We start from the raw sequence: 26,589 nt of genomic DNA, 5'->3' as shown, positions 1-26,589 counted from the left end.
GTACTAAGTATAGAAAACATACAGGCATGAACAATATTTTGATATAATGACTCAAAGCGCTCTTTTTGGAGATGATAACGTTGATTTTTGGTTATGTACGTCCATTTAGCCAAGATAAGGAATTAAAACACCAATTGAAATTAATCGAAAAGTACGGATGTGACCAGATCTATAAAGAACAAACAGACTCGGCGAAAAATCGTCCGGAATTAGAACGTCTCCTAAACACCCTTAGTAGTGGAGATCTAGTGGTCGTGTATAAGCTGTATAGTCTCGCTGATTCTACCCGGCATTTAATTGACTTAATTCAAAAGTTTCAGGAGCAAAGGGTAGACTTCGTTTCAATAGCTGACGGGGTGGACACCTCAACTGCGGAAGGGAAAATATTCTTTCATCTGATGGAAAAAGTCGGGGATTTTCAACATGATGTCATAAGCGAAAGTACAAAAGCGGGGATATATGAAGCAAAAATGAAGGGAAAAACCGGAGGCCGCCCAAGAAAGCCGGACCATAATGTTAGACGTGCATTAGACATGTACCAAAGCAAAAAATACACCATTGCCCAAATCACTGAGGAGACGGGAATCAGCAAAACTACGCTGTACCGCTATTTAGAATATGGGTCCTAAAAACTCATCATAATAAACAAAAAAGAACAAGAACCTCATAGGCTCTTGTTCTTTTGCTAATCACGGCTTACTCGCCTGCTACGTAAGGAAGTAAAGCCATTTGACGAGCACGTTTGATTGCAACAGTCAATTTGCGTTGGTATTTCGCACTTGTTCCTGTTACACGGCGTGGTAAGATTTTACCGCGCTCAGAGATGAATTTTCTAAGAAGATCTACATCTTTGTAGTCGATGTGCGTAATTCCGTTAGAAGTGAAATAACACACTTTACGGCGTTTCGCACGACCGCCTCTGCGTCCTCCTGCCATCGTTATTTCCCTCCTTTCTGTTCTGTTTTATTCGTCCGTCATCCATTAAAATGGCAAGTCGTCGTCTGAGATGTCAATCGGCTTTCCATCATTGGCAAATGGATCATCATTAAAGCTGTTGCCTTGATTGCGATTCTGGTTGTTCTGACTGCCTCCGAATGGATTCGGTTCGTTTTGTCCGCCGCCAAAGTATTGGCCTCCCTGGCCTCCGCTGTAACCGCCGGAACCAGAACCGCCGCCTTTAGGCTCCAGGAATTGAACACTTTCAGCTTGAACTTCTGTGACATACACACGCTGTCCCTGCTGGTTTTCGTAGTTCCTCGTTTGCAAACGTCCGTCAACACCTGCAAGGCTTCCTTTTTTAAGGAAATTCGCTACGTTTTCGGCTTGTCTTCTCCAAACGACACAGTTGATAAAATCCGCTTCACGTTCGCCCTGCTGATTCGTAAACGTACGATTCACAGCGAGCGTGAAGGTCGCAACAGCTGCACCGCTTGGGGTATAACGAAGCTCTGGGTCCTTTGTCAGTCTGCCGACTAAAACAACTCGGTTAAGCATATTGAGAGACCATCCTTTTGCTTTAGAGTATATCAATCAATTCTGTTTATTCTTCTTCTTTAACCACGATGTGGCGAATGATGTCATCACTGATTTTAGCTAAACGGTCAAATTCTTGAACTGCTTCAGCTCCAGATTGAACGTATACGATTTGGTAGAATCCGTCGCGGAAATCGTTGATTTCGTAAGCAAGACGGCGTTTTCCCCAATCCTTCGTTTCAGTGATCTCCGCACCGTTTGTCGTCAGAATGTTGTTGAAACGTTCAACAATAGCCTTTTTAGACTCATCATCAACGTCCGGGCGGATGATGTACATGATTTCGTACTTTCTCATTTGTATTTGCACCTCCTTTTGGACTAAGCGGCCCATTACCTGGGCAAGGAGCAATAATCCTATTACTCACAATTTTATATTATATCAAAGCTCTTGTCCCTTTTCAACTGTGTTATACATTGAAACGGAAATGAATGACATCGCCGTCTTTCACGATGTATTCTTTTCCTTCAAGGCGGACTTTTCCCGCTTCTTTTGCAGCGGACATGTTTCCGGCTGCAAGCAGGTCGTCATACGCCACCGTTTCCGCGCGGATAAAACCGCGTTCGAAATCGGTATGGATGATGCCCGCACATTCAGGAGCCTTCATTCCCTTTTTAAACGTCCAGGCTCTGACTTCCTGTTCTCCCGCCGTAAAATAAGTCGCAAGACCGAGCAGAGAGTAGGATGCTTTAATCAGCTGGTCGAGACCTGATTCTTCAATGCCAAGCTCTTCAAGGAACATCGCCTTTTCCTCACCTTCAAGCTCGGCAATTTCGGATTCAATTTTAGCGCAGACGACGATAACCTCGGCTTTTTCGCCGGCGGCGAATTCCCTGACCTTTTGGACATATTCATTTCCTGAAGGATCAGCCACTTCATCCTCACTGACATTCGCTACATATAATACAGGCTTTGTCGTCAACAGGTGAAGCTGCTTCAGCACTTTTTGCTGCTCTTCCGTAAATTCAACGGAGCGGGCAGGCTTTTCCTGTTCAAACGCTTCTTTCAGCTTGGTCAAAATCTCAAATTCAAAAACTGCTTCCTTATCCTTCTGCTTCGCCATCTTACCTACGCGTCCGATCCGCTTTTCAACGGTTTCCAGATCAGCCAAAATCAACTCCAGGTTGATCGTCTCAATATCGGAGATCGGATCTACCTTTCCGGAGACATGTGTAATGTTGTCATCAGCAAAACAGCGGACAACATGACAAATGGCATCCACTTGGCGAATATGTGAAAGAAACTTGTTTCCGAGTCCTTCACCTTTGGACGCTCCTTTTACGATCCCGGCAATATCGGTAAATTCAAATGCAGTAGGAATCGTCTTCTTCGGATTGACGAGCTCTGTCAATTTTTGCAGCCGCTCATCAGGCACTTCAACGATCCCGACGTTTGGATCAATCGTACAAAACGGGTAGTTGGCCGATTCTGCCCCGGCCTGTGTAATCGCATTAAACAAGGTTGATTTCCCAACGTTTGGCAAACCAACAATCCCAGCTGTTAAAGCCATTCTTTCATCTCCTCTATCATTAAACATGCGTGTCTTAGTCGCGTAATGTAAACCTGCAACAATTATAAGGATGATTAAAATAAAAGACAAGCTGACAAAACTTGCTTTTCAATAACAAAAGCAGTGTGAAAATCCAATTTTACCCTTAGAACGATAAAAAACATGAGGGTCCGCTTTGGATTAAGAATCGGACTCCTCATGCTTGACCAAGATTTTTTTCATCTTTCTTTGAAAATCTTTGCGTGGAATCATGACGCTGTGAGAACAACCTTCACATTTTATCCGGATGTCCATTCCCATCCGAATGATCTTCCAGCGATTTGTCCCGCATGGATGCGACTTTTTCATTTCAACCACGTCATTCAGGCCAAATTCTTTGTCGGCCAAGCTCGTTCACCTCTTTGCTTCCTTTATCGTGATCTTATTGTACAAAAAACGACATGGAAAGAGCAATTATTCAATAAAAAACTTTTTATATACTATATACCAATTAAATATAAAAAATATTATGTCTTCCATTTACTCAACAACGGATAAAGTAAAATATTGACTAATAGATATAGGTTTAACAATCCATAAATAGGATATAAAAAGGCGATTAAATTGGAAAATCCAAACGTTGTAAAAGGCAGCATGATGAAAAGAAGAAGGAAAACCATGATCCATCTCGGCCAGTTCACAACTGACAGAAAACGGCTTGAAAGACCGAGGATGCTTGAAATCGTCGTCGTATAAATCGCCACGCACAGCACCGCTGTCATGAATAAAAAGATAGGGAAAGGAGCTCCCTCCAAAACCGCAAATAAAGGGATTTCATAATGGGATAATTCACCGGCGAGCTCCACGAGCGTCTCATTGTACATATACGATATTGCACCGAAGATCAAACCGCTTAAAATGCTTGCAATCCTTGCCTCACCGACTCCTTTGATTTCTTTTCCGACCGCAGATAACACGGCCACGACGGATAAAATGTTGAGGGAAGCGAACGCGATGCCGGCGGGCCAGTTATACTGCTGGTTTAGGTTGAGAAGCCATGGCTGGTGGTGAGCTGTTTGAAAGGAAATCAGCACGTACAAAAGCCCCGCAACCAAAACCGGAATCAAGTAGCTGTTGACCGATAAAATCCCTTTGATTCCCCATAGAAAAAGCAATCCGGCACACAGTGAAAATAAGATGACACCGGCCCAAAAAGGAATATGGAATATTTGCAGTGTGACACCCCCGCCGGCAATCATCACAATCGTCGTCGTAAACAAGTAGAGGATGATCAAAAAATCATATACTTTCGCCAGGAGCGGTCCGATCAATTTTTCCAGAACGGGCAGAAAATGCACCGATTTTTCTTCATAACTGATCCTCATGACAATATAAGTCGACAGGCTGAACATCATCGTGAACAGGAGGATAGCCAGTCCGCTTTCATCACCAAAAAACTGCCATATCTCCTGGCCGGATGCATATCCTGCGCCTATTAAGCTTCCTAAAATGAGAAGCATCCACTTCATTCCGGCTCTCCACACGATTTTTCACCCCATCAGCAGCAGTTTTTAATGCTTGTTTACGCATTCACTGACACTATATTGTCCTTACTTGATAAAAATTCATGAATTCGCCGAAAGTGTTTTTTTGCAAGAGACTTTTAATTATATTGATATAACAAAACATCCAAAGCATAAAAAAAGAGACTGCTGGATATACTGTAAACAACCATTGATTACTAAAAAACACACCAAAGCAATGCTGTTACCACGATGACAAGGATGTGAACCTATGAATCGCAAAGGCGGGATTTTCTCTCAAGAACCGATAAAAGAATACATCTCTCATTCAGATCCGTTGGCAGTAAAACAAATTGAGAAAGTTCTTAGCGTTTATTTAAAAGAGGCAGCCGGACGGCCCATTGTCGTCGTTTGTATCGGCACAGACCGCTCAACAGGTGATTCTCTCGGTCCTCTCGTTGGCATGAAGCTTGCCGCCAAACAGCCGGCTCGTTTTCACGTTTATGGAACACTGGCTGATCCGGTTCATGCCGTCAACTTAAATGAGAAGCTGGAGAACATTTACCTGGAGCATGACAACCCTTATATCATCGCCATTGATGCTTGTCTGGGACGGACAAAAAGCGTCGGTTCTTTTCAAATCGGCAAAGGACCTTTAAAGCCCGGAGCCGGCGTCCAAAAAAGCTTGCCGGAAGTCGGCGATATACACATCAACGGGATAGTCAATGTCAGCGGTTTTATGGAATATTTTGTTTTGCAAAATACCCGTCTCAATCTTGTCATGAGTATGGCAACTGTTCTCGCCGAAGGTTTATCACATCTGGAGAAAGCAGGAGGGTGGCATCAGCGCCATGTCACACCGATTCAGCGGATGACAGGAAGAATGTAACACGAAAAAAACCATCTGTATCCATTCAGATGGTTTTTGCACTTTATGACTCTTTTTCTGATAAAAGTTCAAGAATGCGGTCCAAATCTTCATTTGAATAAAATTCGATTTCAATTCGGCCCTTTTTCTTTTGCTTTTTAATGGTGACAGGTGTTCCAAAGTAATTTTGCAAGTATGACTCCCGCTCTTTAATGACGGCATCTTTTGCTTGTTTCGGCTTCTTTGTTTCACGTGGAACATCAGCATTCAGCTGTTGAACCAACTTTTCAAGCTGACGGACGTTCAGCTGTTCCGATACAACCTTTTGAACCAATGGCTCGAGCTTTTTCTTATTTTTCAGCCCCAGTAACGTTCGTCCATGCCCCATTGATAATGTACCGTTGTCAATTAACTTCTGAACCTTTTCAGGCAGCGTCAGCAATCGCAAATGGTTGGCGATGTGAGGTCGGCTTTTTCCAAGCCTTTTCGCCAGCTGTTCTTGTGTCATATCAAGATGTTTTAGCAAAGATTCGTACGCTTTGGCTTCCTCAAGCGGAGACAGGTCTTCACGCTGAAGATTTTCCAGTAGGGCAATCTCCATCATCAGGGATTCTGACAGCTCTCGGACAATCGCAGGAATCGTTTCTAAACCGGCTTTTTCAGCAGCTCGAAAGCGGCGTTCTCCGGCTACAATGTCATAGCCTTTGATAGACTTTCGAACGATAATGGGCTGCAATACTCCATGCTGTAAAATGGACTCCTTTAAATCTTTTAACGATTGGTCATCAAACGTTTTTCTTGGCTGATAAGGATTGGGCCGCAAATCGTGCAGCTTGATTTCCTCAACCGTCTCTTCGGATAAATCAACATTTGAAAACAGTGCATTAATCCCTTTTCCGAGACCTTTAGGCATTCGCAGCCACTTCCTTTGCTAAATCTAAATAGACTTCCGCTCCCCTGGAACGCGGATCATATAAAATAATCGGCTTTCCATGACTCGGTGCTTCACTAAGTCTGACGTTCCGAGGAATCACCGTTTTGTATACTTTATCGCGGAAATACTTTTTCACTTCTTCAATGACCTGTATGCCTAAATTTGTTCTTGCATCGAGCATTGTCAGCAATACGCCGTCAATCATGAGATCGGTATTTAAATGTTTTTGGACGAGCCGCACCGAATTAAGCAGCTGGCTCAATCCTTCTAAAGCGTAATACTCACATTGAACAGGGATCACGACAGAATCTGAAGCCGTCAGTGCATTGATTGTCAGCAATCCAAGTGAAGGAGGACAGTCAATGATCATAAAATCATAATTTTGTTTGACGGATTCCAAAGCCCGCTTTAATCGCACTTCCCGGGAAATGGTCGGAACCAGTTCAATTTCTGCACCTGCAAGCTGAATCGTTGCAGGAATGACATCCAAGTTTTCTACAGATGTTGTTTTGATGACATCTTTGACATCTGCATCATCTACTAATATATCGTACACACAGTGATCGACATCAGCTTTTTCTACGCCGATTCCGCTTGTTGCGTTTCCTTGCGGGTCTATGTCGACTAGCAAAACCCTTTTCCCGATATAAGCCAAGCAAGCTCCGAGGTTAACAGAGGTTGTTGTTTTGCCAACGCCCCCTTTTTGGTTTGTGATCGCAATAATTTTCCCCACAATGTCACCTACTTTCACATTGAACAAGTTTCTCTCATTTCTCTATTTTAACAAAAAAAGAATCAGACGTTTGCTTTTTTTGAATTTTTGTTTTGTCTATTCTGCATATGTTGACATCCATGTAAAATAAAAGGGAATTTTGACGAAATGAAAATAATATAAAAATTATTTTAATATAATTAAAAAAGGATAAAAAAACCCCTGAAACATCTCATGCTTCAGGGGCTGTCGCTTAATCGGCTGCAGGCATCTTCCGGGTGGCAATGGCGATGCGGTTCCAAGCATTGATCGTCACGACCGCCATGATAATTTCAGCCGTTTCGCTTTCGCTGAAATGAGCCCTTACTTCGTTGTAGATATCATCCGGCAGCCCGGCATCTGCAATTGTTGTTACAGCTTCGGTCAAGGCTAATACGGCCCGCTCCTTTTCCGTGTAAAAAGGGGCTTCACGCCAAGCGTTGAGAGCGTATATCCTCTGTTCTGACTCTCCGTTTTGCCGCGCATCCTTCGTATGCATATTCAGACAGAAGGCGCACCCGTTTAATTGTGACGCGCGGATTTTGATAAGCTCTTTTAACACCGGATCAAGGCTTGAAGAGGCCTGTGCTTTTTCAAGCTCAACCATACCGGCATAGCCCGCCGGATTTACTTTTTCCATTAAAAATCTCGTTTCCATATCAATTCCTCCTTTGCTGATTCATTTATATAACAAATGAGGCGTTCGGTTTGTGACAAAAAACACTATATTATGATGCGTTTTAGTTTATCCGGATTGGAAACGATATAAATATGTTTGACAGCATGCCCTTCAGGATCCCAGGCAAAACATAGAGCGTAAACCGGGCGGTTGTTCCGTGTGATCAGCACACCGTTTTGTCCATTGATATCGGCGGAAATAAAACGGCCTGAAAAGCTCCCTTTTTTGACCACTCCCGTAAAGAAAGCAGAGATTCGACTTCTGCCATAGATTGGTCTTAAGGCGCTGCGCACTTTTCCGCCGCCGTCCGTAAATAATATCGCCTCTTCTGCCACTCTTCTTGAAAACTCTGCAAAATTCCCTGTTTTTGCTGAATGGATAAACAGCTCTGCCAGCTCCTGTTCTTTATTCGGTTTGGATAAAACAGAGACTTCTCCGCCCAATTTATGTTTCAGCCGGCTGTAGATTTTCCGGCAGCTCGCTTCCGATTTTTCAATAATGGACGATATTTCCTTATACTGATAGCCAAACACATCCCTGAACATGAACACCGCCCTTTCTACAGGATTGAGCCGGCTCATCATCACCATGAACGCATAGGAAACCATTTCTTCTTTTTCAATGAATACAGCCGGGTTCTCCTCAGAGAGTGTCACCTGCGGTTCAGGAAGCCACTCTCCGACATACATTTCCCGTTTGTTCCGGGCTGAGTTCAAAAAATTAATGCAGCGGTTTGTGATCGATTTTGTCAAATAGGACTGAACATGATCCATTTGACTGATATCTTTCTCCTGCAGGTCAGCGAATAAATCATGCACCATATCCTCGGCATCTTGAAATGTTCCAATCATCCGATAAGCAATTGATAGTAGCAATGAACGATATTTTTGATAATATTCCATAGCTGCTCCCTTTCTGGATATTTTCTTTCAAAAAAAAAATAAAAGCTCCCTTTAGAGCTTTTATTTCGGTATCCTGATCGTAAACTGAATGTATTCTTCAAATTCCTCTTCTTCTGTATTCAGTTTGACGCCGCTGTCTTCGACCATTGACAGGGACTGGCGGATCGTATTCATCGCGATTCTCGCGTCTCTGCTGAACGCTTTTCTCTTTGGCTTAGGCTTTCGTTTGCCCTGTTCAAGCATTTTGACGACACGGTCTTCGGTTTGTTTAACATTTAAATTCTTTTCAATGACCTCGCTTAACAGCTTAACCTGGAGTTCGGGCTGTTTTAACGGGATGAGCGCTCTGGCGTGACGCTCGGAAATTTCTTTTTTTAAAATCGCTTCCTGAACCTCTTCCGGAAGCTTTAACAGCCTGAGTTTGTTGGCGATCGTGGACTGCCCTTTGCCCAGCCTTTGTGCGAGGGCTTCCTGGGTCAAGTCATGAAGCTCAAGCAGCCTTGCATATGCATGCGCTTCTTCAATCGAAGACAATTCCTCCCGTTGGAGGTTTTCAATCAGTGCGACAGAAGCCGTCTCTGTATCTGAAAAATCTTTGATAATGGCGGGAACCTTCTCCCAATTGAGCGTTTGAACCGCCCGCCAACGCCGCTCTCCTGCAATCAGTTCATATTGTCCTTCACGCTCTGTTTTTCTGACGACAATCGGCTGAATGATGCCGTGTGTATGAATGGTTGCGGCTAATTCTTGAATTTTTTCTTCAGAGAAAATGGTGCGCGGCTGAAAACGGTTAGGAATAATATCGCCTACTGGTATATCTTGAATTTCTTCTTTATTCGTATCATGTTCATTAATCTCTGCTTCTTCTTCCTTCTCACCAATGCCGAAGAGACGAGAGAATGAATGCTTCATGTACCTACACCACCTTTAAACACTGCCATTTTTATAATTCTATTTTCTCATGAATTTTCCTTCTGTGTCACCGCGAATTTTGAAGAAAACGAATATTTTAACCTTCAATAGGAGATTTATTAGGTGTTCCAGGTTTTCTTGGAAATTTCTTCGGTGTCTGCGACTGTTTTTTAATGACAATGATGTTTCTGTCGCTTTCTTCGATCGGCAGCTGAAAGGAATGTACGGCTTCAATTTGGCCGCCCAGCGCTTTTATGGCTTTTTTGCCCGTCTTTATTTCCTCTTCGGCGGAAGCTGCTTTTAAGGCTACGAATAAACCGTTTTTCTTGACGAGCGGCAGGCAAAGCTCACTGAGAACGGAAAGCCGTGCGACCGCCCTGGCTGTTACAATGTCAAAGCTTTCCCGCTTGTCTTTCAATCTCCCGAATGTTTCCGCACGGTCATGGTAAAAAGCTGTGCTTTCCAATTTTAAAGCAGCGGAAAGCTCGTTTAAAAATTGAATACGCTTGTTTAATGAATCGACGATTGTCACGTGAAGGTGAGGAAAACAGATCTTGATCGGAAGGCTGGGAAACCCGGCGCCCGCCCCAACGTCACACAAACTGTCCAGCTTGTTGAAATCAACATAAAAAGAAGCGGTGATCGAGTCGTAAAAATGCTTTAAGTACACTTCTTTTTTCGCAGTAATGGACGTTAAGTTCATCTTCTCATTCCATTCAACAAGCCATTCATAATAGGTTTCAAACTGCTCCAGCTGGAAGGGGGAAAGGGAGATGCCTTTCTCCTTCAGGCTGGCTGTAAATTGCTCAATGTTCATGCCGTCATCCTTTCTATTCCGCAACCTTGGCGATCCGGCCCTGTTCAAGGTAAACAAGCAGAATCGAAATATCAGCAGGGTTTACACCGGAAATCCTTGAGGCTTGTGCAACTGACAGCGGTCTGACCTCTTTTAGCTTTTGACGCGCTTCGGTCGCAATGCCTTTAATCGCATCATAGTCGATTCTGTCAGGAATCTTTTTGTTCTCCATTTTCTTCAGCTTTTCGACCTGCTGTAAGGATTTTTCAATATAACCTTCATACTTAATTTGAATTTCAACCTGTTCGGCCACGTCGGCGGGGACTTTTTCTTCCGCCGGTGCAAGCGCTGTAACGGTTTCGTAATTCATTTCCGGCCGCTTGATGAGATCGGTGGCGCGGATGCCGTCCTTCAGCTCGCTTCCGCCAAGTGAGCGAATGTATTCCTGATTTTCCTTGGACGGTTTGATAATAACAGAATGCAGGCGTTTTTTCTCTGCTTCAATGGCCGCTTTTTTCTCCTGAAACTTTTGATATCTCTCTTCAGAAATCAGACCGACTTTATAGCCGATCTCCGTCAGGCGCAGGTCGGCGTTGTCATGACGCAGAAGCAGGCGGTATTCCGCGCGGGAAGTCAACAGCCGGTATGGTTCGTTCGTTCCCTTGGTGACAAGGTCGTCAATCAGCACGCCGATATAGGCATCAGAGCGGCTGAGAATGACTTCCTCTTTGCCAAGCGCTTTGCGGCCCGCATTAATGCCGGCCATGATTCCCTGTCCGGCCGCCTCTTCATATCCTGACGTGCCGTTGATTTGTCCCGCGGTGAACAGTCCCGGTATTTTTTTCGTTTCCAGTGTCGGCCAAAGCTGTGTCGGTACGATCGCATCATATTCAATCGCATACCCGGCACGCATCATCTGCACGTTTTCAAGTCCCGGTATGGTTGACAGCATTTTTTTCTGTACATCTTCAGGAAGGCTTGTTGACAATCCCTGGACATAGACTTCCTGTGTGTTGCGTCCTTCCGGCTCGAGAAAAATTTGGTGTCTCGGTTTGTCGTTAAAGCGGACGACTTTGTCTTCAATGGACGGGCAGTATCTCGGCCCCGTTCCTTTGATCATTCCGGAATACATCGGTGAACGGTGCAGATTGTTATCGATGATCTCATGTGTTTCCGGGCTCGTATACGTCAGCCAGCAAGGCAGCTGGTCTGTAATGTATTCGACCGTCTCATAGGAAAAGGCCCGCGGCACTTCATCACCAGGCTGGATTTCCGTTTTGCTGTAGTCGATTGAATGGCTGTTAACCCGCGGCGGTGTGCCTGTTTTAAAGCGGACTAGGTCAAATCCGAGCTCTTCGAGATGTTCAGACAGCTTAATAGAGGGCTGTTGGTTGTTCGGTCCGCTTGAATAAGACAGGTCGCCGAGAATAATTTTTCCCCGCAAAAATGTCCCTGTCGTCAGGACAACCGTTTTGGAACGGTATTCCGCACCGGTTTGGGTGATAATCCCGCGGCATTCGCCGTCTTCAATCAAAAGGCGTTCAGCCATCCCTTGCAGCAATGTCAAATTCGGTTCGTTTTCAAGCGTTTTTTTCATTTCATGCTGGTATTGGAATTTGTCGGCCTGTGCACGAAGGGCTCTTACGGCCGGGCCTTTCCCCGTATTTAACAGCCTCATTTGAATGTGGGTTTTGTCAATATTTTTAGCCATTTCTCCGCCCAACGCGTCGATTTCGCGGACGACAATCCCTTTCGCGGGGCCGCCGACAGACGGATTACACGGCATGAAAGCAACCATATCAAGGTTGATGGTTAAGACAAGCGTTTTGGCGCCTTGTCTGGCTGATGCCAGCGCCGCTTCAACACCGGCGTGTCCGGCGCCGACGACAATAACATCATATTGGCCTGCTACATAGCCCATATGCTTTGTTCCTCCTTTATTTTCCTAAGCAAAATTGGGAAAAGAGCTGGTCGATCAGGCTTTCGTGTACAGCGTCGCCAATGATCTCCCCTAGTACTTCCCAACATTTTGTTAAATCGATTTGCACCATATCAATCGGGACATCGTTTTCAATTCCCTCAAGTGCGTCGGTAATGGCGCGCTTTGCCTCATGCAAAAGCGAGATGTGCCTTGTGTTGCTGACATATGTCAAGTCGCCGCTCTCGATCGCCCCCGTAAAAAACAGCGATTGAATCGCTTCCTCAAGCTCGTCAATTCCTTCTTCTTTCAACAGCGACGTCGTGACGACAGGACGGCCGCTTGCCAATTCCGCGACACGGTCGAGATCGAGCTGTTGCTCGAGGTCGGTTTTATTGACGATGACGATCAAATCCATCCCCTTCGTCGCTTCGAAAAGCTTGACATCTTCTTCTGACAAAGGCTCGCTGTAATTGAGGACGAGCAGGATCAGATCCGCTTCTTTTAACACCTGTCTGGAGCGTTCGACACCGATGCGCTCGACGATATCCTCTGTCTCACGGATTCCCGCTGTATCAACAAGACGCAGAGGCACGCCTCTGACATTCACGTATTCTTCAATGACATCCCTCGTCGTACCGGGGATGTCCGTTACAATGGCCTTCGTTTCATGGACGAGGCTGTTTAACAGCGATGATTTGCCGACATTCGGCCGCCCGATAATCACCGTTGAAATGCCTTCTCTTAATATTTTACCCTGTTCTGATGTCGTAAGGAGCGCTTCGATCTCTTTTTTGACTTTTGTCGCCTTTTCAATCAGCATGTTGTGCGTCATTTCTTCAACATCATCGTATTCCGGGTAGTCAATATTTACTTCAACATGCGCCAATGTCTCAAGAATCTCGGCTCTCAATCGTTTGATCAGTGAAGAAAGCCTTCCTTCCATCTGATTCATGGCGACATTCATCGCGCGGTCCGTCTTGGCTCTGATCAGATCCATAACAGCCTCAGCCTGGGAAAGGTCGATTCTTCCGTTTAAAAAGGCTCTTTTCGTAAATTCTCCAGGCTCTGCAAGTCTCGCTCCTTCTCTTAAGACAAGCTGGAGCACTTGATTGACCGTCACGATTCCGCCGTGGCAGTTGATTTCCACGATATCTTCTCTTGTGAAAGTTTTCGGCGCTTTTAATACGGAAACCATGACTTCTTCAACGACCTTTTCCGTTTCCGGATCGACAATATGGCCGTAATTAATGGTATGTGAATCAACAGAGCGCAAACGTTTTCCGCTCGGGCCTTGATATACTTTATCGGCAATCGAAATCGCTTCAGGGCCGCTCATCCGTACGATCGCAATCGCTCCTTCACCCATCGGCGTTGAAATCGCAGCGATTGTATCCATGGCTTTCACCTCTCTTTTTCATTCCTTTATCTATTATCCCCATTTGACGGATCATCTTCCAAACATCATAAATGGATAAAAACTTTTATTGTAATCAAAATTTAAAGATAACATAGTTTCAATTGAAGTGAAAGTGACTTGAATCGTTATCCACAACTGCAGAAAGCCACCATTACTTACTTTAACTTATCCACATGTGAATAACAATTAAATTTGTTTTTCATCAACAGCTTACACCTAAAAATAAGGAACTTAAACCGACAGGCGCAGCATAAATCATTTTTGACAATACAAAAAACCGAAGTCCCGTTTTTCAGAACTTCGGTTTTCATGTTATTTTTTATATGAGATGACGAGGTGACGGTTATGATCTTCACCGGTTGAATACGTTTCAATTTCACTGGAATAGCCCGAAAGCGTGTCATGGATCACTTTGCGCTCACTGGAAGGCATCGGTTCAAGATGAATGTCTTTTTTCTGCCTTCTCGCCTGATCGGCCAGCTTCATGGCCAGCTGCGCCAAGGTTTCCTTCCGCTTTGCACGGTACCCTTCAGCATCGACTACCACATGAATATAGCGGTCGGAGTGCCGGTTGATGACAAGCTGTGTCAACGTTTCAAGAGCGTTTAACGTTTGTCCTCTTTTTCCGATCAAAAGCGCCGTTTTGTCACCTTTTAACAGGAAGGTGACCTTTTTCGGCTCAACTGTCGCCGTCACCTGCGCTTCTATCCCCATGTTCTTCACAACATTTTCCAAATACTGTTTCGCTTCTTTTACAGGATCTATTTTTTCTCGAATTTTGACAACTGCAGGCTGATGTCCGAAAATGCCGAATAATCCCTTTTTGCCTTCATCGATTATGGCGATTTCAGCATCGTCTGCTTGGAGTTCCAGCTGTTTAAGCCCGGATTGCACTGCTTCATCGACGGTACGTCCAGTAGCAGTCAGTTCCTTCACTTTTTCTTCCCTCCGGATTTTTTTCCTCCGGCTGTCGCTTCCTGCCTCTCCGCCTTCAAATCAGGTCCTTTGATAAAGAAGGTTTGAGCAATCATAAACAAGTTTCCGACTACCCAATACAGAGAAAGAGCCGCCGGGAAATTGATGGCAAATATGACGATCATAATCGGCATCAGCCAAAGCATCATCGCCATTTGCGGATTTTGCTGAGCGTTTCCGGCCATCATCAGCTTTTGCTGAATGAAAGTGAACACCCCCGCCAGAATCGGCAGGATGAAATATGGATCACGCTCTCCCAGGTCAAACCATAAAAAGCTGTGCTCTGCGATCTCCCGCGTTCTCATAATGGCATGATAGAATCCGATTAAGATCGGCATTTGAATTAAAATAGGGAAACATCCCGCAAGCGGGTTCACGCCGTGCTTCTGCATGAGAGCCATCGTTTCCTGCTGAAGTTTTTGCTGTGTTTTCTGATCTTTTGAGCTGTATTTCTCGCGAAGTTTTTGCATTTCAGGCTGCAGCGCCTGCATCGCTTTTGAGCTTCTTGTCTGCTTGATCATCAGCGGCAAAATCAAAAGTCTGATTAAGAGCGTGACGATGATAATTGCAAGCCCGAAATTTTCATTCATCAAATTGGCAACATACGTAATCAGCTGTGACAAAGGATAAACGATGTAGCTGTTCCAAAATCCTTCACTCTCTGCAGTGATCGGCTGGTTGATTTGCGTACATCCAGCTAACAGCACGAGAACGCCGATCATACTGAATAATAATAAAATTCGCCTCTTCAACAACATTTCCTCCTAAATCTTCATTCTTCAACCGTTTTTTTCATTCGGTTATGAACATTAAAAAGACATACTTTCTCGTATTTTATCATCTTTCCCCCTAAAATGGGCGCCGACATTTTTCAACCAAAAGGAAGCGCTTAAAAATGTCTGAACTCTCCCTTATATAATCGGGTTATGATGGCTTATTCGATTGTTTTCGGTACACAAATGACTTTCTGAAAAGATGCTGCAGACTTTTCTTTGTTTCTTCATATGTCAAATCAGCAGCGGGTTTTCTCGCAATAATGATATAGTCATTTTCCTGTTTTAATTGATCCCGCTCTTCTTGGATGACCTGGCGAATCAGCCGTTTTACCCGGTTGCGCACGACGGCGTTCCCGATTTTTTTGCTGACCGACAGCCCGACCCGAAACTCCTTCGCTTCAGGCTGGTGAAGCACATATAAAACATACTGCCGGTTTGCCATCGATTTGCCTTTTTTAAATACCTTTTGAAAATCTTCATTTTTTTTTAATCGATTTCGCTTTTTCATCTCTTCCTTCACTCCGATAACAAGCTGGCAAAAAAGGCCTGGTCATTCCTTTATGTAAAAAAGACCACTGACATTATTCAGTGGCCTAAGCTGATAATACTTTTCTTCCTTTGCGGCGGCGACGTGCTAATACAAGACGTCCATTTTTAGAACTCATGCGGCTGCGAAAGCCATGAACTTTGCTGCGCTTACGGTTATTTGGTTGAAATGTTCTTTTCATGTATGACACCTCCCTCGAGGAATAGCTGTTAAAGACAGTCTAATTTATTATATTTGGATGAGCAGTTCATTGTCAACTTCACTCATACATTTCTTTTTGCACCATAATAGGATAACACAGATGGATCGACTCCGAAAGCTTATTTTCATTTTTCCTCATTTTTAGCTTAAAAGATTTTTTTGGAAGCGGGAAATGTCGACTTGATCATCGAAAAATAACCGATGTGGATATCTTTCGCCTTATTTTTTCTATCCACAACCATTATCGACAACATCTTCACAAAACTAACCCTTGTGGACAAACTTTTTTCAACAGTTTGTATAGAGTGTGGATAAGTTCCTGTCAACCATTGCAACGTCTCGCTTATTCTGATATTATATTTGTGTTTTAACTCTTGATAACAAATTGGCTGCTATACCATTATCCACAAACTGTGGATAACTTGTGGAAAGATTTTTCACAGGGTGTGAAGGAAATTGTCCACATCTTGTGAATGGTGTCGAAAAGACGTTTTTCTACTATATTATATGTTTTCAACATTTCATTCACGAATGGAGCCATCCATTTGCTCTTTTTTTGTGTTCTATAACAGTCTGAACGAGCAAATACCGCCGGAAAAGGAGGGACGAACCGCCATTATGAAAAACATTTCGGATCTTTGGAGTCAAGCCCTTGGGCAGATCGAAAAGAAATTGAGCAAGCCCAGTTTCGAAACATGGATGAAGTCGACAAAGGCTCATTCCTTACAGGGGGACACGCTGATCATCACCGCTCCGAACGAGTTTGCAAGAGACTGGCTCGAGTCGCGTTATCTTCACTTGATTGCCGAGACGATCTACGATCTGACCGGAGAAGAATTGAACATCAAATTTGTCATACCTCAGAATCAAAATGAAGAAGAATTCATGCCAAAGTCTCCTATCAAAAAAATGTCGAAAGAAGAACCTGCCGACTTTCCGCAAAATATGCTGAATCCCAAATACACATTCGACACTTTCGTTATCGGTTCAGGAAACCGATTTGCCCACGCCGCGTCTTTAGCCGTTGCTGAAGCGCCTGCGAAAGCGTACAATCCGCTGTTTATATATGGGGGAGTCGGACTTGGAAAAACGCACTTGATGCATGCGATCGGCCATTATGTCATCGATCATAATCCGTCTGCAAAAGTCGTCTATTTGTCTTCTGAAAAATTCACAAATGAATTTATCAACTCGATTCGTGACAATAAGGCTGTCGATTTTCGCAATCGCTACAGAAATGTCGACGTTCTTTTGATAGATGATATTCAGTTTTTAGCTGGAAAAGAACAGACGCAAGAGGAATTTTTCCATACGTTCAATACGCTGCATGAAGAAACGAAGCAAATCGTGATTTCGAGCGATCGGCCGCCTAAAGAGATCCCAACGCTTGAAGACCGTTTGCGATCCCGTTTTGAATGGGGACTAATCACAGATATTACGCCTCCTGACCTGGAAACGAGAATCGCCATTTTAAGAAAGAAAGCGAAAGCAGAAGGACTTGACATCCCAAATGAAGTCATGCTTTATATTGCCAATCAGATCGACAGCAATATCAGAGAGCTTGAAGGGGCTTTAATCCGGGTTGTCGCATACTCTTCTTTGATCAATAAAGACATCAATGCCGATTTGGCTGCCGAAGCTTTGAAAGATATTATTCCTTCCTCAAAGCCGAAGGTCATCACGATCAAAGACATTCAGAGGGTTGTCGGCCAGCAGTTTAATATTAAGCTGGAAGATTTCAAGGCGAAAAAACGGACAAAATCCGTGGCATTTCCGCGGCAGATCGCTATGTATCTATCAAGAGAAATGACAGATTCCTCGCTTCCTAAAATCGGCGAAGAATTTGGCGGGCGCGACCATACGACGGTCATCCATGCCCATGAAAAAATATCGAAACTGCTGAACGAGGATGAACAGCTTCAGCAGCAGATTAAAGAAATTAAAGAGCAGCTCAGATAATGTTCTGTGGGAAAGTGTGAATAACTCAAACATGGTCTTACACAGTCTGTCCACATGTGGATAGGCTGTGTTTCCGTTCGTTTTTAACACTTATCCACAAATCCACAGCCCCTACTAGTACTTCTGCTATTTTTTAAAAACATAATAATTATAGATTCCGTAAGGAGGATGATTATGAAATTTACAATTCAAAAAGACCGTTTAGTCGAAAGTGTCCAAGATGTGTTAAAGGCCGTTTCTTCAAGAACAACGATCCCGATTTTAACCGGTATTAAAATCGTTGCCTCTGATGAAGGGGTTTCCCTTACAGGAAGCGACTCGGATATCTCGATCGAATCGTTCATCCCTAAAGAAGACGGAGATTTGGAAATCGTCACAATCGAACAGCCGGGAAGCATCGTTCTTCAAGCGCGTTTTTTCAGCGAAATCGTTAAAAAACTCCCAATGTCAACGGTGGAAATCGAGGTCCAAAATCAATATTTGACGATCATCCGTTCAGGAAAAGCGGAATTTAACTTAAACGGCCTGGATGCGAGCGAATATCCGCTTTTACCGCAAATCGAGGAGCACCATGCTTTTCAAATTCCGACTGACCTGCTAAAAAATTTGATCAGACAAACGGTTTTTGCAGTGTCCACCTCAGAAACACGCCCAATCTTGACAGGTGTAAACTGGACCGTTGCCGACGGTGAATTAATATGCACTGCGACGGATAGCCACCGTCTCGCACTTAGAAAAGCGAAGCTCGATATCAGTGAAGACAGTTCATACAATGTCGTCATTCCGGGAAAAAGCTTGACCGAGCTGAGCAAGATTCTCGATGATCACCAGGAGCTTGTCGACATCGTCATCACTGAAACACAAGTGCTGTTTAAGACGAAAAACGTGCTGTTCTTCTCAAGGCTGCTTGACGGAAATTATCCAGATACAAACCGCCTGATTCCGCAGGAAAGTAAAACAAACCTTGTGGTCAATACGAAGGAATTCCTCCAGGCGATCGACAGAGCATCGCTCTTGGCGAGAGAAGGAAGGAATAACGTGGTGAAACTTTCCGCGTCCGCCAATGAGTCCATCGAAATCTCTTCAAACTCTCCGGAAATCGGAAAGGTTGTCGAAACGGTGAATGCCGAGCAAATTGAAGGGGAAGACTTAAAAATATCGTTTAGTCCGAAGTATATGCTGGATGCCTTGAAAGTTCTTGAAGGAGAGGACATTCATGTCAGCTTCACAGGCGCGATGAGACCTTTTCTGATCCGCACTCCGAACGATGATTCGATCGTTCAGTTAATTCTTCCAGTCCGGACCTATTAATTTGAAAACTGGGGAAAGTTGCCGGATATGTCCGGCAGCTTTTCTCTTATTTCATGGGAGAAAAGCTGTTCTCGCTCGCCCTGTTTTTGATGCCGCAAGTTTCCCCTTTCCTTCTTTCCCTGTTTTTTAGTACAATTAGATATTAGTGATATGAAAGAGGTCGATAACATGACAAAGACGGTGGCTATTGATACGAACATGATTACACTCGGTCAGTTTCTGAAATTGGCTGATGTCATTCAATCAGGCGGAATGGCAAAATGGTTTTTGTCGGAATATGAGGTGCTTGTCAATGGTGAGCCCGATAACCGCCGCGGCCGGAAATTATATGTCGGAGATGTCGTGACGATTGAAGGGTTCGGTTCTTTTCAAGTCGGCGGCTAAAGCAGGTGATATTGATTGTATATCCAAAATCTTACATTATCATCTTACCGTAACTATGAGCGCCTTGAGCTCCAATTTGAAAACAAAGTGAACGTGATTATTGGAGAAAACGCCCAGGGCAAAACAAATTTGATGGAAGCGATCTATGTGCTTGCGATGGCAAAATCCCATCGAACTTCAAATGACAAAGAACTCATACGATGGGATGAAGACTATGCTAAAATAGAAGGCAGGGTCATGAAAAAAAACGGTTCTGTTCCCATCCAGCTCGTGATTTCCAAAAAAGGAAAAAAAGGCAAGGTCAATCATATTGAGCAGCAAAAGCTGAGCCAGTACGTCGGGGCTGTTAACACGATTATGTTTGCACCGGAGGATTTGAACCTTGTAAAAGGAAGCCCTCAGGTCAGAAGAAGGTTTCTCGATATGGAAATCGGCCAAGTATCACCAGTCTATCTTCATGACCTTTCCCTTTACCAAAAAATCCTTTCACAGCGAAATCATTTCTTGAAGCAGCTTCAAACGCGAAAACAAACCGATCAAACGATGCTTGACGTGCTGACGGAACAGCTTGCGGAATTTGCAGCAAAGGTTGTGATCAAACGCCTTCAGTTTGTCGATCAGCTCGAAAAGTGGGCGCAGCCCATCCACTCCGGAATCTCAAGAGGGCTGGAGGAACTGACCTTGAAGTATCATACATCTCTTCACGTATCAGATTCGCCTGATTTGTCGAAAATGATCAATAGTTATCAAGAAGCGTTTTCTAAATTGCGAGATAAAGAAATAGACCGGGGAGTATCCCTTTCAGGACCTCACAGGGATGATGTTCTTTTTTATGTCAATGGACGGGATGTGCAGACTTACGGTTCACAGGGTCAGCAGCGGACGACCGCATTGTCGCTCAAATTGGCGGAAATCGATTTGATTCAGGAAGAGATTGGGGAATACCCGATTCTGCTTTTGGATGATGTATTATCAGAGCTGGATGACTACCGGCAGTCCCACCTGCTCCACACCATTCAAGGCCGCGTTCAAACATTCGTAACAACGACAAGCGTTGATGGAATTGACCATAAAACCTTAAATGAAGCAGCTATCTTTCGTGTAGAAAATGGCACGCTATTGGACTGAGAAAAATGGGGTGAGGGATTGTATATCCATTTAGGTGATGACTTTGTGGTCTCAACACGTGAAATTGTGGCAATTTTTGATTATAAGGCAAAGGCATCTCCGATTGTTGATGAATTTTTGACGAAACAAAAAAAGCGGATTGTCTCTTCCAACGGAACACCGAAATCAATTGTTGTCACAGTGCAATCGATTTATTTTTCTCCTTTAGCCTCAGGCACGTTGAAAAAACGGGCGCAATCCAAGCCGGAAAACGATTCTTAAAGAATCTTTACTATAAATTTATTAGTTTTGAGAAAAGTGTAGGTGAATGTGCGTGGCAATGGAACAGCATAACAATTATGATGAAAATCAGATACAGGTTCTAGAGGGATTGGAAGCCGTTCGAAAAAGACCGGGAATGTACATCGGGTCAACAAGCGGCAAAGGTCTGCACCATCTCGTATGGGAAATCGTCGATAACAGCATCGATGAAGCTTTGGCCGGTTACTGCACTGAAATCAATGTTGTCATTGAGAAAGATAACAGCATCACGGTAAAAGACAACGGGCGGGGCATCCCGGTCGGCATCCATGAAAAAATGGGCCGTCCGGCTGTCGAAGTCATCATGACGGTCCTGCACGCCGGAGGTAAATTCGACGGAAGCGGATATAAGGTTTCCGGCGGTTTGCACGGCGTGGGGGCTTCTGTCGTTAACGCCCTTTCAACCGAGTTGGATGTAACGGTTTACAGGGACGGAAAGATCCATTATCAAGAATTTGAACGGGGCGTTCCAAAAGCTGATTTGAAGGTGATCGGCGAGACCGATAAAACGGGAACGACCACACACTTCGCTCCTGATCCGGAAATATTCACAGAAACAATCGAATATGACTACGATACACTTGCCACTCGCGTTCGTGAGCTTGCCTTTTTGACAAAAGGCGTCAAAATCACGATTGAAGATACGCGCGAAGGAAAAGAACGGAAGAATGAGTATTGCTATGAAGGCGGAATTAAAAGCTATGTTGAGCACTTAAACCGCTCACGGGAAGTGATCCATGAGGAGCCTGTCTACATTGAAGGATCAAAAGACGGCATCACGATCGAAGTAGCGCTCCAGTACAATGACAGCTACACAAGCAACATCTATTCATTTGCCAATAACATTCATACGTATGAAGGCGGAACGCATGAAGCCGGGTTTAAAACAGGCTTGACCCGCGTCATCAATGATTACGCCAGAAAGAATGGGATTTTCAAAGAAAACGATCCGAATTTAAGCGGTGAAGATGTCCGTGAAGGGTTGACAGCGATCATTTCCATCAAACATCCGGATCCGCAATTTGAAGGGCAAACGAAAACAAAGCTCGGCAATTCTGAAGCCCGCACGATAACAGACGCCTTGTTTTCAGAAGCATTGGAAACATTCCTGCTGGAAAACCCGGATTCGGCGAAAAAAATCGTTGAAAAAGGGGTCATGGCGGCAAGAGCGCGGATGGCGGCCAAAAAAGCGCGCGAACTGACGCGGCGAAAAAGCGCTCTGGAAGTCTCCAATCTGCCTGGTAAACTGGCCGACTGTTCTTCTAAAGATCCGTCGATTTCCGAGCTCTATATCGTTGAGGGTGACTCGGCGGGCGGCTCAGCTAAACAAGGCCGGGATCGTCATTTCCAAGCGATTTTACCGCTTAGAGGTAAAATTTTAAACGTCGAAAAAGCCCGTCTTGATAAAATTTTGTCCAACAATGAAGTCCGGTCAATGATCACTGCGCTTGGTACGGGAATCGGCGAAGATTTCAACCTTGAAAAAGCGCGTTATCATAAGGTCGTCATCATGACGGATGCCGATGTCGACGGCGCCCACATCAGAACGCTGCTCTTGACCTTTTTCTACCGCTACATGCGGCAGATTATTGAGCAGGGATATGTCTACATCGCACAGCCGCCGCTTTACAAAATACAGCAGGGCAAACGCGTCGAATATGCGTATAACGACCAGCAGCTCGAAGACATTTTAAAAGAGCTTCCGCAAACCCCTAAGCCTGGACTTCAGCGCTATAAAGGGTTGGGAGAAATGAACGCGACACAGCTGTGGGAAACGACGATGGATCCTGAAACGCGAACATTGCTTCAAGTGACGCTAAAAGACGCGATTGATGCTGATGAAACCTTTGAAATGCTCATGGGAGACAAAGTGGAACCGCGGCGGAACTTCATTGAAGAAAATGCACGTTATGTAAAGAACTTGGATATCTAATGCAGATAAGACCTTATTTTCACTCAACCTGAAATAAGGTCTTTTCTAGAATATGAGCAGGCGGATCCTATAACATTCCCGCAATTTAATGTGTATAAAATTAAGATTATTGATATAATGGAGAATAGCCTAATTCGTTGAAGAGTATAAATGCAATTCTACTCCCACACAACTCATGTATATTCTCCAGGGAGGTTTTTTAATGAGTGAACAACAAAAGCCCCAAGTCCAGGAAATCAATATCAGTCAGGAAATGCGCACGTCTTTCTTAGACTATGCCATGAGTGTTATTGTTTCGCGGGCCCTTCCGGATGTAAGGGACGGTCTGAAGCCGGTGCATAGAAGAATATTGTACGCGATGAACGACCTTGGGATGACAAGTGACAAGCCATACAAAAAATCGGCGCGGATCGTCGGCGAAGTCATCGGTAAATATCACCCGCATGGTGACTCTGCCGTTTATGAAGCCATGGTCAGAATGGCGCAGGATTTTAACTATCGGTATATGCTTGTTCAAGGCCATGGAAACTTCGGTTCTGTCGACGGCGACTCCGCTGCGGCCATGCGTTATACAGAAGCAAGAATGTCGAAAATATCCATGGAAATCCTGCGAGACATTAATAAAGATACGATCGATTATCAGGACAACTATGACGGGTCTGAAAAAGAACCGGTTGTCATGCCTGCCAGATTTCCAAATCTGCTGGTCAACGGAGCTGCCGGGATTGCGGTAGGTATGGCGACGAATATCCCGCCACATCAGCTTGGTGAGATTATTGACGGGGTTTTAGCCGTCAGTAAAAACCCTGAAATCACGCTTCCGGAGTTGATGGACATCATTCCGGGACCGGATTTCCCGACAGCAGGGCTGATCATGGGCAGAAGCGGAATCCGCAAAGCTTATGAAACAGGAAGAGGTTCGATCACGATTCGGGCAAAGGCTCAAATCGAAGAAACATCCTCCGGCAAACAGGTCATCATTATTACGGAAATACCTTATCAGGTGAATAAAGCGAAACTGATCGAAAAAATCGCCGATCTTGTCCGCGATAAGAAAATCGAAGGGATAACAGATCTCCGTGATGAATCAGACCGAAACGGCATGAGGATCGTCATCGAGCTGAGACGAGACGCAAATGCAAATGTTCTGTTAAATAATTTGTACAAGCAGACGGCACTTCAAACATCATTTGGGATCAATCTTTTAGCGCTCGTCGATGGACAGCCGAAAGTCTTGAGTTTAAAGCAGTGTCTCGAGCATTATCTCGATCATCAAAAAGTCGTGATCAGAAGGCGTACGGCATTCGAACTTCGCAAAGCCGAAGCAAGAGCCCATATTCTCGAAGGCTTAAGAGTCGCTCTTGATCATCTTGATGAAGTCATTTCCTTAATCAGAAATTCACAAACGGCTGAAATTGCGAAAAACGGGTTAATCGAGAAATTCTCATTGACCGAAAAACAAGCGCAAGCCATTTTGGACATGCGTCTTCAGCGGTTAACAGGACTGGAGCGCGAAAAAATTGAAGAGGAATACCAAGACTTAATCAAACTGATCGCAGAATTGAAAGGGATCTTAGCGGACGAAGAAAAAGTTCTTGAAATCATCCGTGAGGAACTGACGGAAATTAAAGAGCGTTTTAATGATGAACGCCGTACAGAGATCGTGACATCAGGCCTTGAAACCATTGAAGACGAAGATCTCATTACGAGAGAAAACATCGTTGTCACATTGACTCATAACGGATACATCAAACGTCTTCCTTCTTCTACTTACCGCAGCCAGAAACGGGGCGGAAAAGGAATTCAAGGTATGGGGACAAACGAAGATGACTTCGTTGAGCACCTGATCTCCACATCTACGCATGATACGATTCTCTTCTTCTCAAACAAAGGGAAGGTATACCGTGCCAAGGGATATGAAATTCCTGAATTCGGCCGAACGGCAAAGGGAATTCCGATCATTAACCTGCTGGAAGTAGAAAAAGGGGAATGGATCAACGCGATTATCCCGGTGTCCGAGTTTGATGAAGAGTCATACCTGTTCTTTACGACAAAACACGGCATCTCCAAGCGCACGCCGCTGTCTCAATTCGCAAATATCCGCAACAACGGCTTGATTGCCTTAAGTCTCCGCGATGAAGATGAATTGATGGCCGTGCGTCTGACTGATGGGAATAAACAAATCATTATCGGAACGAAAAACGGTCTGCTCATCAGATTCCCTGAAACCGATGTAAGGCAGATGGGAAGAACCGCAGCCGGTGTGAAAGGAATCACACTGACAGATGATGATATGGTTGTCGGTATGGAGATTTTAGAAGAAGACTCTCATGTATTGATCGTCACGGAAAAAGGGTATGGAAAACTGACACCTGCTTCTGAGTACAGAACTCAAAGCCGTGGAGGAAAAGGGCTGAAAACCTGCAAAATCACGGAAAACAACGGTTCTCTTGTGACAGTTAAAGCAACGAGAGGAGAAGAAGATTTGATGATCATCACCGCCAGCGGAGTGATCATCCGGATGGATATTAACGATATTTCCATTACCGGCCGTGTAACACAGGGGGTTCGCCTCATTAGATTGGGTGAACAGGAGCATGTAGCGACAGTAGCCTTAGTCGAAAAAGATGAAGAAGAAGCCGCGACTGAATCAGAAGAAAATGAAGCGGATGAATCATAAATGAAATGCAGCCTGCGGGCTGCATTTTTTTATTGCCTTATTCGTTATAAGGTCTTTTCGATAAATGCATCATGTGTTATAATACTTCTTGGTCGCTTATATAAAAGCTAATAAAAACTTTTCGAAAAAAAGTGTTGACCGCTTGTCTATTAAATGTTATATTTAAGTGGTCGCCTTGAGAGAGGCAACGAAGTTCTTTGAAAACTAAACAAGACAAAACGTACCTGTTAATTCATTTTTATAAATCGCACATGCGAGTGTGCGTAGTCATTATCAAACTTTTCATGGAGAGTTTGATCCTGGCTCAGGACGAACGCTGGCGGCGTGCCTAATACATGCAAGTCGAGCGGACCGATGGGAGCTTGCTCCCTGAGGTTAGCGGCGGACGGGTGAGTAACACGTGGGTAACCTGCCTGTAAGACTGGGATAACTCCGGGAAACCGGGGCTAATACCGGATGCTTGATTGAACCGCATGGTTCAATCATAAAAGATGGCTTCGGCTATCACTTACAGATGGACCCGCGGCGCATTAGCTAGTTGGTGAGGTAATGGCTCACCAAGGCGACGATGCGTAGCCGACCTGAGAGGGTGATCGGCCACACTGGGACTGAGACACGGCCCAGACTCCTACGGGAGGCAGCAGTAGGGAATCTTCCGCAATGGACGAAAGT

27 protein-coding genes and 1 rRNA gene are annotated in these 26,589 nt (G+C 44.5%); 10 read left to right on the top strand and 18 right to left on the bottom strand.

Annotated features, from left to right (window positions below):
* Positions 1-80 precede the first annotated feature (80 nt).
* Positions 81-629, top strand: a complete 549-nt coding sequence (locus tag ACINLD_RS10065; RefSeq protein ID WP_026589473.1) for a recombinase family protein — start codon at positions 81-83, stop codon at positions 627-629.
* A 67-nt stretch (positions 630-696) separates the two neighbouring features.
* Here ACINLD_RS10065 and rpsR read toward each other — a convergent pair whose 3' ends face one another.
* From rpsR to ACINLD_RS10035, 6 genes are all read right to left on the bottom strand, one after another.
* Complete coding sequence (rpsR, locus tag ACINLD_RS10060; protein ID WP_003178022.1) at positions 697-936, bottom strand: 30S ribosomal protein S18; 240 nt, start codon at positions 934-936, stop codon at positions 697-699.
* Between the two features lie 45 nt (positions 937-981).
* Positions 982-1,494, bottom strand: a complete 513-nt coding sequence (ssbA, locus tag ACINLD_RS10055) for a single-stranded DNA-binding protein SsbA (RefSeq protein ID WP_026589474.1) — start codon at positions 1,492-1,494, stop codon at positions 982-984.
* Between the two features lie 46 nt (positions 1,495-1,540).
* Positions 1,541-1,828 (bottom strand): 30S ribosomal protein S6, encoded by a 288-nt coding sequence (gene rpsF / locus ACINLD_RS10050; RefSeq protein ID WP_026589475.1) that lies wholly within the window; start codon positions 1,826-1,828, stop codon positions 1,541-1,543.
* Between the two features lie 112 nt (positions 1,829-1,940).
* Positions 1,941-3,041 carry a redox-regulated ATPase YchF gene (ychF, locus tag ACINLD_RS10045; protein ID WP_026589476.1) on the bottom strand — a complete coding sequence of 367 codons (1,101 nt, stop codon included), beginning with the start codon at positions 3,039-3,041 and terminating at the stop codon, positions 1,941-1,943.
* A gap of 180 nt (positions 3,042-3,221) precedes the next feature.
* Entirely contained in the window at positions 3,222-3,428 is a 207-nt protein-coding gene (locus ACINLD_RS10040) for a DUF951 domain-containing protein (protein WP_410206981.1), read from the bottom strand.
* Positions 3,429-3,547: 119 nt separating this feature from the next.
* Complete coding sequence (locus ACINLD_RS10035) at positions 3,548-4,564, bottom strand: membrane protein (protein ID WP_026589478.1); 1,017 nt, start codon at positions 4,562-4,564, stop codon at positions 3,548-3,550.
* Positions 4,565-4,814: 250 nt separating this feature from the next.
* On the opposite strand from ACINLD_RS10035, the gene yyaC reads away from it, so the two are divergent.
* The gene (yyaC, locus tag ACINLD_RS10030) at positions 4,815-5,432 is read left to right on the top strand and encodes a spore protease YyaC (RefSeq protein WP_026589479.1); all 618 of its coding nucleotides are present in this window, start codon (positions 4,815-4,817) and stop codon (positions 5,430-5,432) included.
* Positions 5,433-5,475: 43 nt separating this feature from the next.
* On the opposite strand, the gene ACINLD_RS10025 is transcribed toward yyaC, so the two are convergent.
* The 12 genes from ACINLD_RS10025 to rpmH form a co-directional block, all read right to left on the bottom strand.
* Positions 5,476-6,324: a ParB/RepB/Spo0J family partition protein gene (locus tag ACINLD_RS10025; protein WP_026589480.1), complete on the bottom strand. Its 849-nt coding sequence runs from the start codon at positions 6,322-6,324 to the stop codon at positions 5,476-5,478.
* Positions 6,317-7,078, bottom strand: a complete 762-nt coding sequence (gene soj / locus ACINLD_RS10020; RefSeq protein ID WP_026589481.1) for a sporulation initiation inhibitor protein Soj — start codon at positions 7,076-7,078, stop codon at positions 6,317-6,319. The genes ACINLD_RS10025 and soj overlap by 8 nt, the downstream gene beginning before the upstream one ends.
* Positions 7,079-7,310: 232 nt before the next feature.
* A complete protein-coding gene (locus tag ACINLD_RS10015) occupies positions 7,311-7,754 on the bottom strand; it encodes a carboxymuconolactone decarboxylase family protein (protein WP_026589482.1) in 444 nt (147 codons plus the stop codon).
* A 65-nt stretch (positions 7,755-7,819) separates the two neighbouring features.
* A complete protein-coding gene (locus ACINLD_RS10010) occupies positions 7,820-8,677 on the bottom strand; it encodes an RNA polymerase sigma-70 factor (protein WP_077735875.1) in 858 nt (285 codons plus the stop codon).
* A gap of 60 nt (positions 8,678-8,737) precedes the next feature.
* Complete coding sequence (gene noc / locus ACINLD_RS10005) at positions 8,738-9,589, bottom strand: nucleoid occlusion protein (RefSeq protein WP_026589484.1); 852 nt, start codon at positions 9,587-9,589, stop codon at positions 8,738-8,740.
* Between the two features lie 97 nt (positions 9,590-9,686).
* On the bottom strand, positions 9,687-10,406 hold the full coding sequence (gene rsmG, locus ACINLD_RS10000; RefSeq protein ID WP_077735874.1) for a 16S rRNA (guanine(527)-N(7))-methyltransferase RsmG: 720 nt from the start codon (positions 10,404-10,406) through the stop codon (positions 9,687-9,689).
* A gap of 13 nt (positions 10,407-10,419) precedes the next feature.
* Positions 10,420-12,306, bottom strand: coding sequence for a tRNA uridine-5-carboxymethylaminomethyl(34) synthesis enzyme MnmG (gene mnmG / locus ACINLD_RS09995; RefSeq protein ID WP_026589486.1), 1,887 nt, complete (start codon positions 12,304-12,306; stop codon positions 10,420-10,422).
* Between the two features lie 16 nt (positions 12,307-12,322).
* Positions 12,323-13,702, bottom strand: coding sequence for a tRNA uridine-5-carboxymethylaminomethyl(34) synthesis GTPase MnmE (gene mnmE, locus ACINLD_RS09990; protein WP_026589487.1), 1,380 nt, complete (start codon positions 13,700-13,702; stop codon positions 12,323-12,325).
* A gap of 333 nt (positions 13,703-14,035) precedes the next feature.
* The gene (gene jag / locus ACINLD_RS09985) at positions 14,036-14,659 is read right to left on the bottom strand and encodes an RNA-binding cell elongation regulator Jag/EloR (RefSeq protein WP_026589488.1); all 624 of its coding nucleotides are present in this window, start codon (positions 14,657-14,659) and stop codon (positions 14,036-14,038) included.
* Positions 14,656-15,456 (bottom strand): YidC family membrane integrase SpoIIIJ, encoded by an 801-nt coding sequence (gene spoIIIJ / locus ACINLD_RS09980; RefSeq protein ID WP_077735872.1) that lies wholly within the window; start codon positions 15,454-15,456, stop codon positions 14,656-14,658. Before spoIIIJ ends, jag begins: the two co-directional genes overlap by 4 nt.
* 166 nt (positions 15,457-15,622) lie before the next feature.
* On the bottom strand, positions 15,623-15,982 hold the full coding sequence (gene rnpA / locus ACINLD_RS09975; protein WP_026589490.1) for a ribonuclease P protein component: 360 nt from the start codon (positions 15,980-15,982) through the stop codon (positions 15,623-15,625).
* An 85-nt stretch (positions 15,983-16,067) separates the two neighbouring features.
* Positions 16,068-16,202, bottom strand: a complete 135-nt coding sequence (gene rpmH / locus ACINLD_RS09970; RefSeq protein WP_003178075.1) for a 50S ribosomal protein L34 — start codon at positions 16,200-16,202, stop codon at positions 16,068-16,070.
* 638 nt (positions 16,203-16,840) lie between these two features.
* On the opposite strand from rpmH, the gene dnaA reads away from it, so the two are divergent.
* From dnaA to ACINLD_RS09930, 8 genes are all read left to right on the top strand, one after another.
* The gene (gene dnaA, locus ACINLD_RS09965; RefSeq protein WP_026589491.1) at positions 16,841-18,181 is read left to right on the top strand and encodes a chromosomal replication initiator protein DnaA; all 1,341 of its coding nucleotides are present in this window, start codon (positions 16,841-16,843) and stop codon (positions 18,179-18,181) included.
* Positions 18,182-18,355: 174 nt separating this feature from the next.
* The gene (gene dnaN, locus ACINLD_RS09960; RefSeq protein ID WP_026589492.1) at positions 18,356-19,492 is read left to right on the top strand and encodes a DNA polymerase III subunit beta; all 1,137 of its coding nucleotides are present in this window, start codon (positions 18,356-18,358) and stop codon (positions 19,490-19,492) included.
* 168 nt (positions 19,493-19,660) lie between these two features.
* A complete protein-coding gene (yaaA, locus tag ACINLD_RS09955; RefSeq protein ID WP_026589493.1) occupies positions 19,661-19,876 on the top strand; it encodes a S4 domain-containing protein YaaA in 216 nt (71 codons plus the stop codon).
* A gap of 15 nt (positions 19,877-19,891) precedes the next feature.
* Positions 19,892-21,004, top strand: coding sequence for a DNA replication/repair protein RecF (recF, locus tag ACINLD_RS09950; protein WP_026589494.1), 1,113 nt, complete (start codon positions 19,892-19,894; stop codon positions 21,002-21,004).
* A gap of 18 nt (positions 21,005-21,022) precedes the next feature.
* Complete coding sequence (remB, locus tag ACINLD_RS09945; RefSeq protein ID WP_026589495.1) at positions 21,023-21,265, top strand: extracellular matrix regulator RemB; 243 nt, start codon at positions 21,023-21,025, stop codon at positions 21,263-21,265.
* 58 nt (positions 21,266-21,323) lie between these two features.
* A complete protein-coding gene (gene gyrB, locus ACINLD_RS09940; RefSeq protein ID WP_035428614.1) occupies positions 21,324-23,237 on the top strand; it encodes a DNA topoisomerase (ATP-hydrolyzing) subunit B in 1,914 nt (637 codons plus the stop codon).
* Between the two features lie 202 nt (positions 23,238-23,439).
* Positions 23,440-25,917, top strand: a complete 2,478-nt coding sequence (gene gyrA, locus ACINLD_RS09935) for a DNA gyrase subunit A (protein ID WP_026589497.1) — start codon at positions 23,440-23,442, stop codon at positions 25,915-25,917.
* A 281-nt stretch (positions 25,918-26,198) separates the two neighbouring features.
* Positions 26,199-26,589: ribosomal RNA gene (locus tag ACINLD_RS09930) — 16S ribosomal RNA — on the top strand; the annotation flags it as partial.

This window comes from Bacillus sp. z60-11 (assembly GCF_046464135.1).
GTDB classification, from domain to species: domain Bacteria; phylum Bacillota; class Bacilli; order Bacillales; family Bacillaceae; genus Bacillus; species Bacillus sonorensis_A.
This window is presented reverse-complemented; position numbering and strand designations above follow the sequence as displayed.

Excerpts from the sequence above, each read along its gene's own strand:
- rpsR (WP_003178022.1), bottom strand. The coding sequence starts at position 936 with ATGGCAGGAGGACGCAGAGGCGGTCGTGCGAAACGCCGTAAAGTGTGT.
- ssbA (WP_026589474.1), bottom strand. The coding sequence starts at position 1,494 with ATGCTTAACCGAGTTGTTTTAGTCGGCAGACTGACAAAGGACCCAGAG.
- rpsF (WP_026589475.1), bottom strand. The coding sequence starts at position 1,828 with ATGAGAAAGTACGAAATCATGTACATCATCCGCCCGGACGTTGATGAT.
- ychF (WP_026589476.1), bottom strand. The coding sequence starts at position 3,041 with ATGGCTTTAACAGCTGGGATTGTTGGTTTGCCAAACGTTGGGAAATCA.
- yyaC (WP_026589479.1), top strand. The coding sequence starts at position 4,815 with ATGAATCGCAAAGGCGGGATTTTCTCTCAAGAACCGATAAAAGAATAC.
- ACINLD_RS10025 (WP_026589480.1), bottom strand. The coding sequence starts at position 6,324 with ATGCCTAAAGGTCTCGGAAAAGGGATTAATGCACTGTTTTCAAATGTT.
- ACINLD_RS10015 (WP_026589482.1), bottom strand. The coding sequence starts at position 7,754 with ATGGAAACGAGATTTTTAATGGAAAAAGTAAATCCGGCGGGCTATGCC.
- ACINLD_RS10010 (WP_077735875.1), bottom strand. The coding sequence starts at position 8,677 with ATGGAATATTATCAAAAATATCGTTCATTGCTACTATCAATTGCTTAT.
- noc (WP_026589484.1), bottom strand. The coding sequence starts at position 9,589 with ATGAAGCATTCATTCTCTCGTCTCTTCGGCATTGGTGAGAAGGAAGAA.
- rsmG (WP_077735874.1), bottom strand. The coding sequence starts at position 10,406 with ATGAACATTGAGCAATTTACAGCCAGCCTGAAGGAGAAAGGCATCTCC.
- mnmG (WP_026589486.1), bottom strand. The coding sequence starts at position 12,306 with ATGGGCTATGTAGCAGGCCAATATGATGTTATTGTCGTCGGCGCCGGA.
- mnmE (WP_026589487.1), bottom strand. The coding sequence starts at position 13,702 with ATGGATACAATCGCTGCGATTTCAACGCCGATGGGTGAAGGAGCGATT.
- spoIIIJ (WP_077735872.1), bottom strand. The coding sequence starts at position 15,456 with ATGTTGTTGAAGAGGCGAATTTTATTATTATTCAGTATGATCGGCGTT.
- rnpA (WP_026589490.1), bottom strand. The coding sequence starts at position 15,982 with ATGAAAAAGCGAAATCGATTAAAAAAAAATGAAGATTTTCAAAAGGTA.
- rpmH (WP_003178075.1), bottom strand. The coding sequence starts at position 16,202 with ATGAAAAGAACATTTCAACCAAATAACCGTAAGCGCAGCAAAGTTCAT.
- dnaA (WP_026589491.1), top strand. The coding sequence starts at position 16,841 with ATGAAAAACATTTCGGATCTTTGGAGTCAAGCCCTTGGGCAGATCGAA.
- dnaN (WP_026589492.1), top strand. The coding sequence starts at position 18,356 with ATGAAATTTACAATTCAAAAAGACCGTTTAGTCGAAAGTGTCCAAGAT.
- yaaA (WP_026589493.1), top strand. The coding sequence starts at position 19,661 with ATGACAAAGACGGTGGCTATTGATACGAACATGATTACACTCGGTCAG.
- gyrB (WP_035428614.1), top strand. The coding sequence starts at position 21,324 with ATGGAACAGCATAACAATTATGATGAAAATCAGATACAGGTTCTAGAG.
- gyrA (WP_026589497.1), top strand. The coding sequence starts at position 23,440 with ATGAGTGAACAACAAAAGCCCCAAGTCCAGGAAATCAATATCAGTCAG.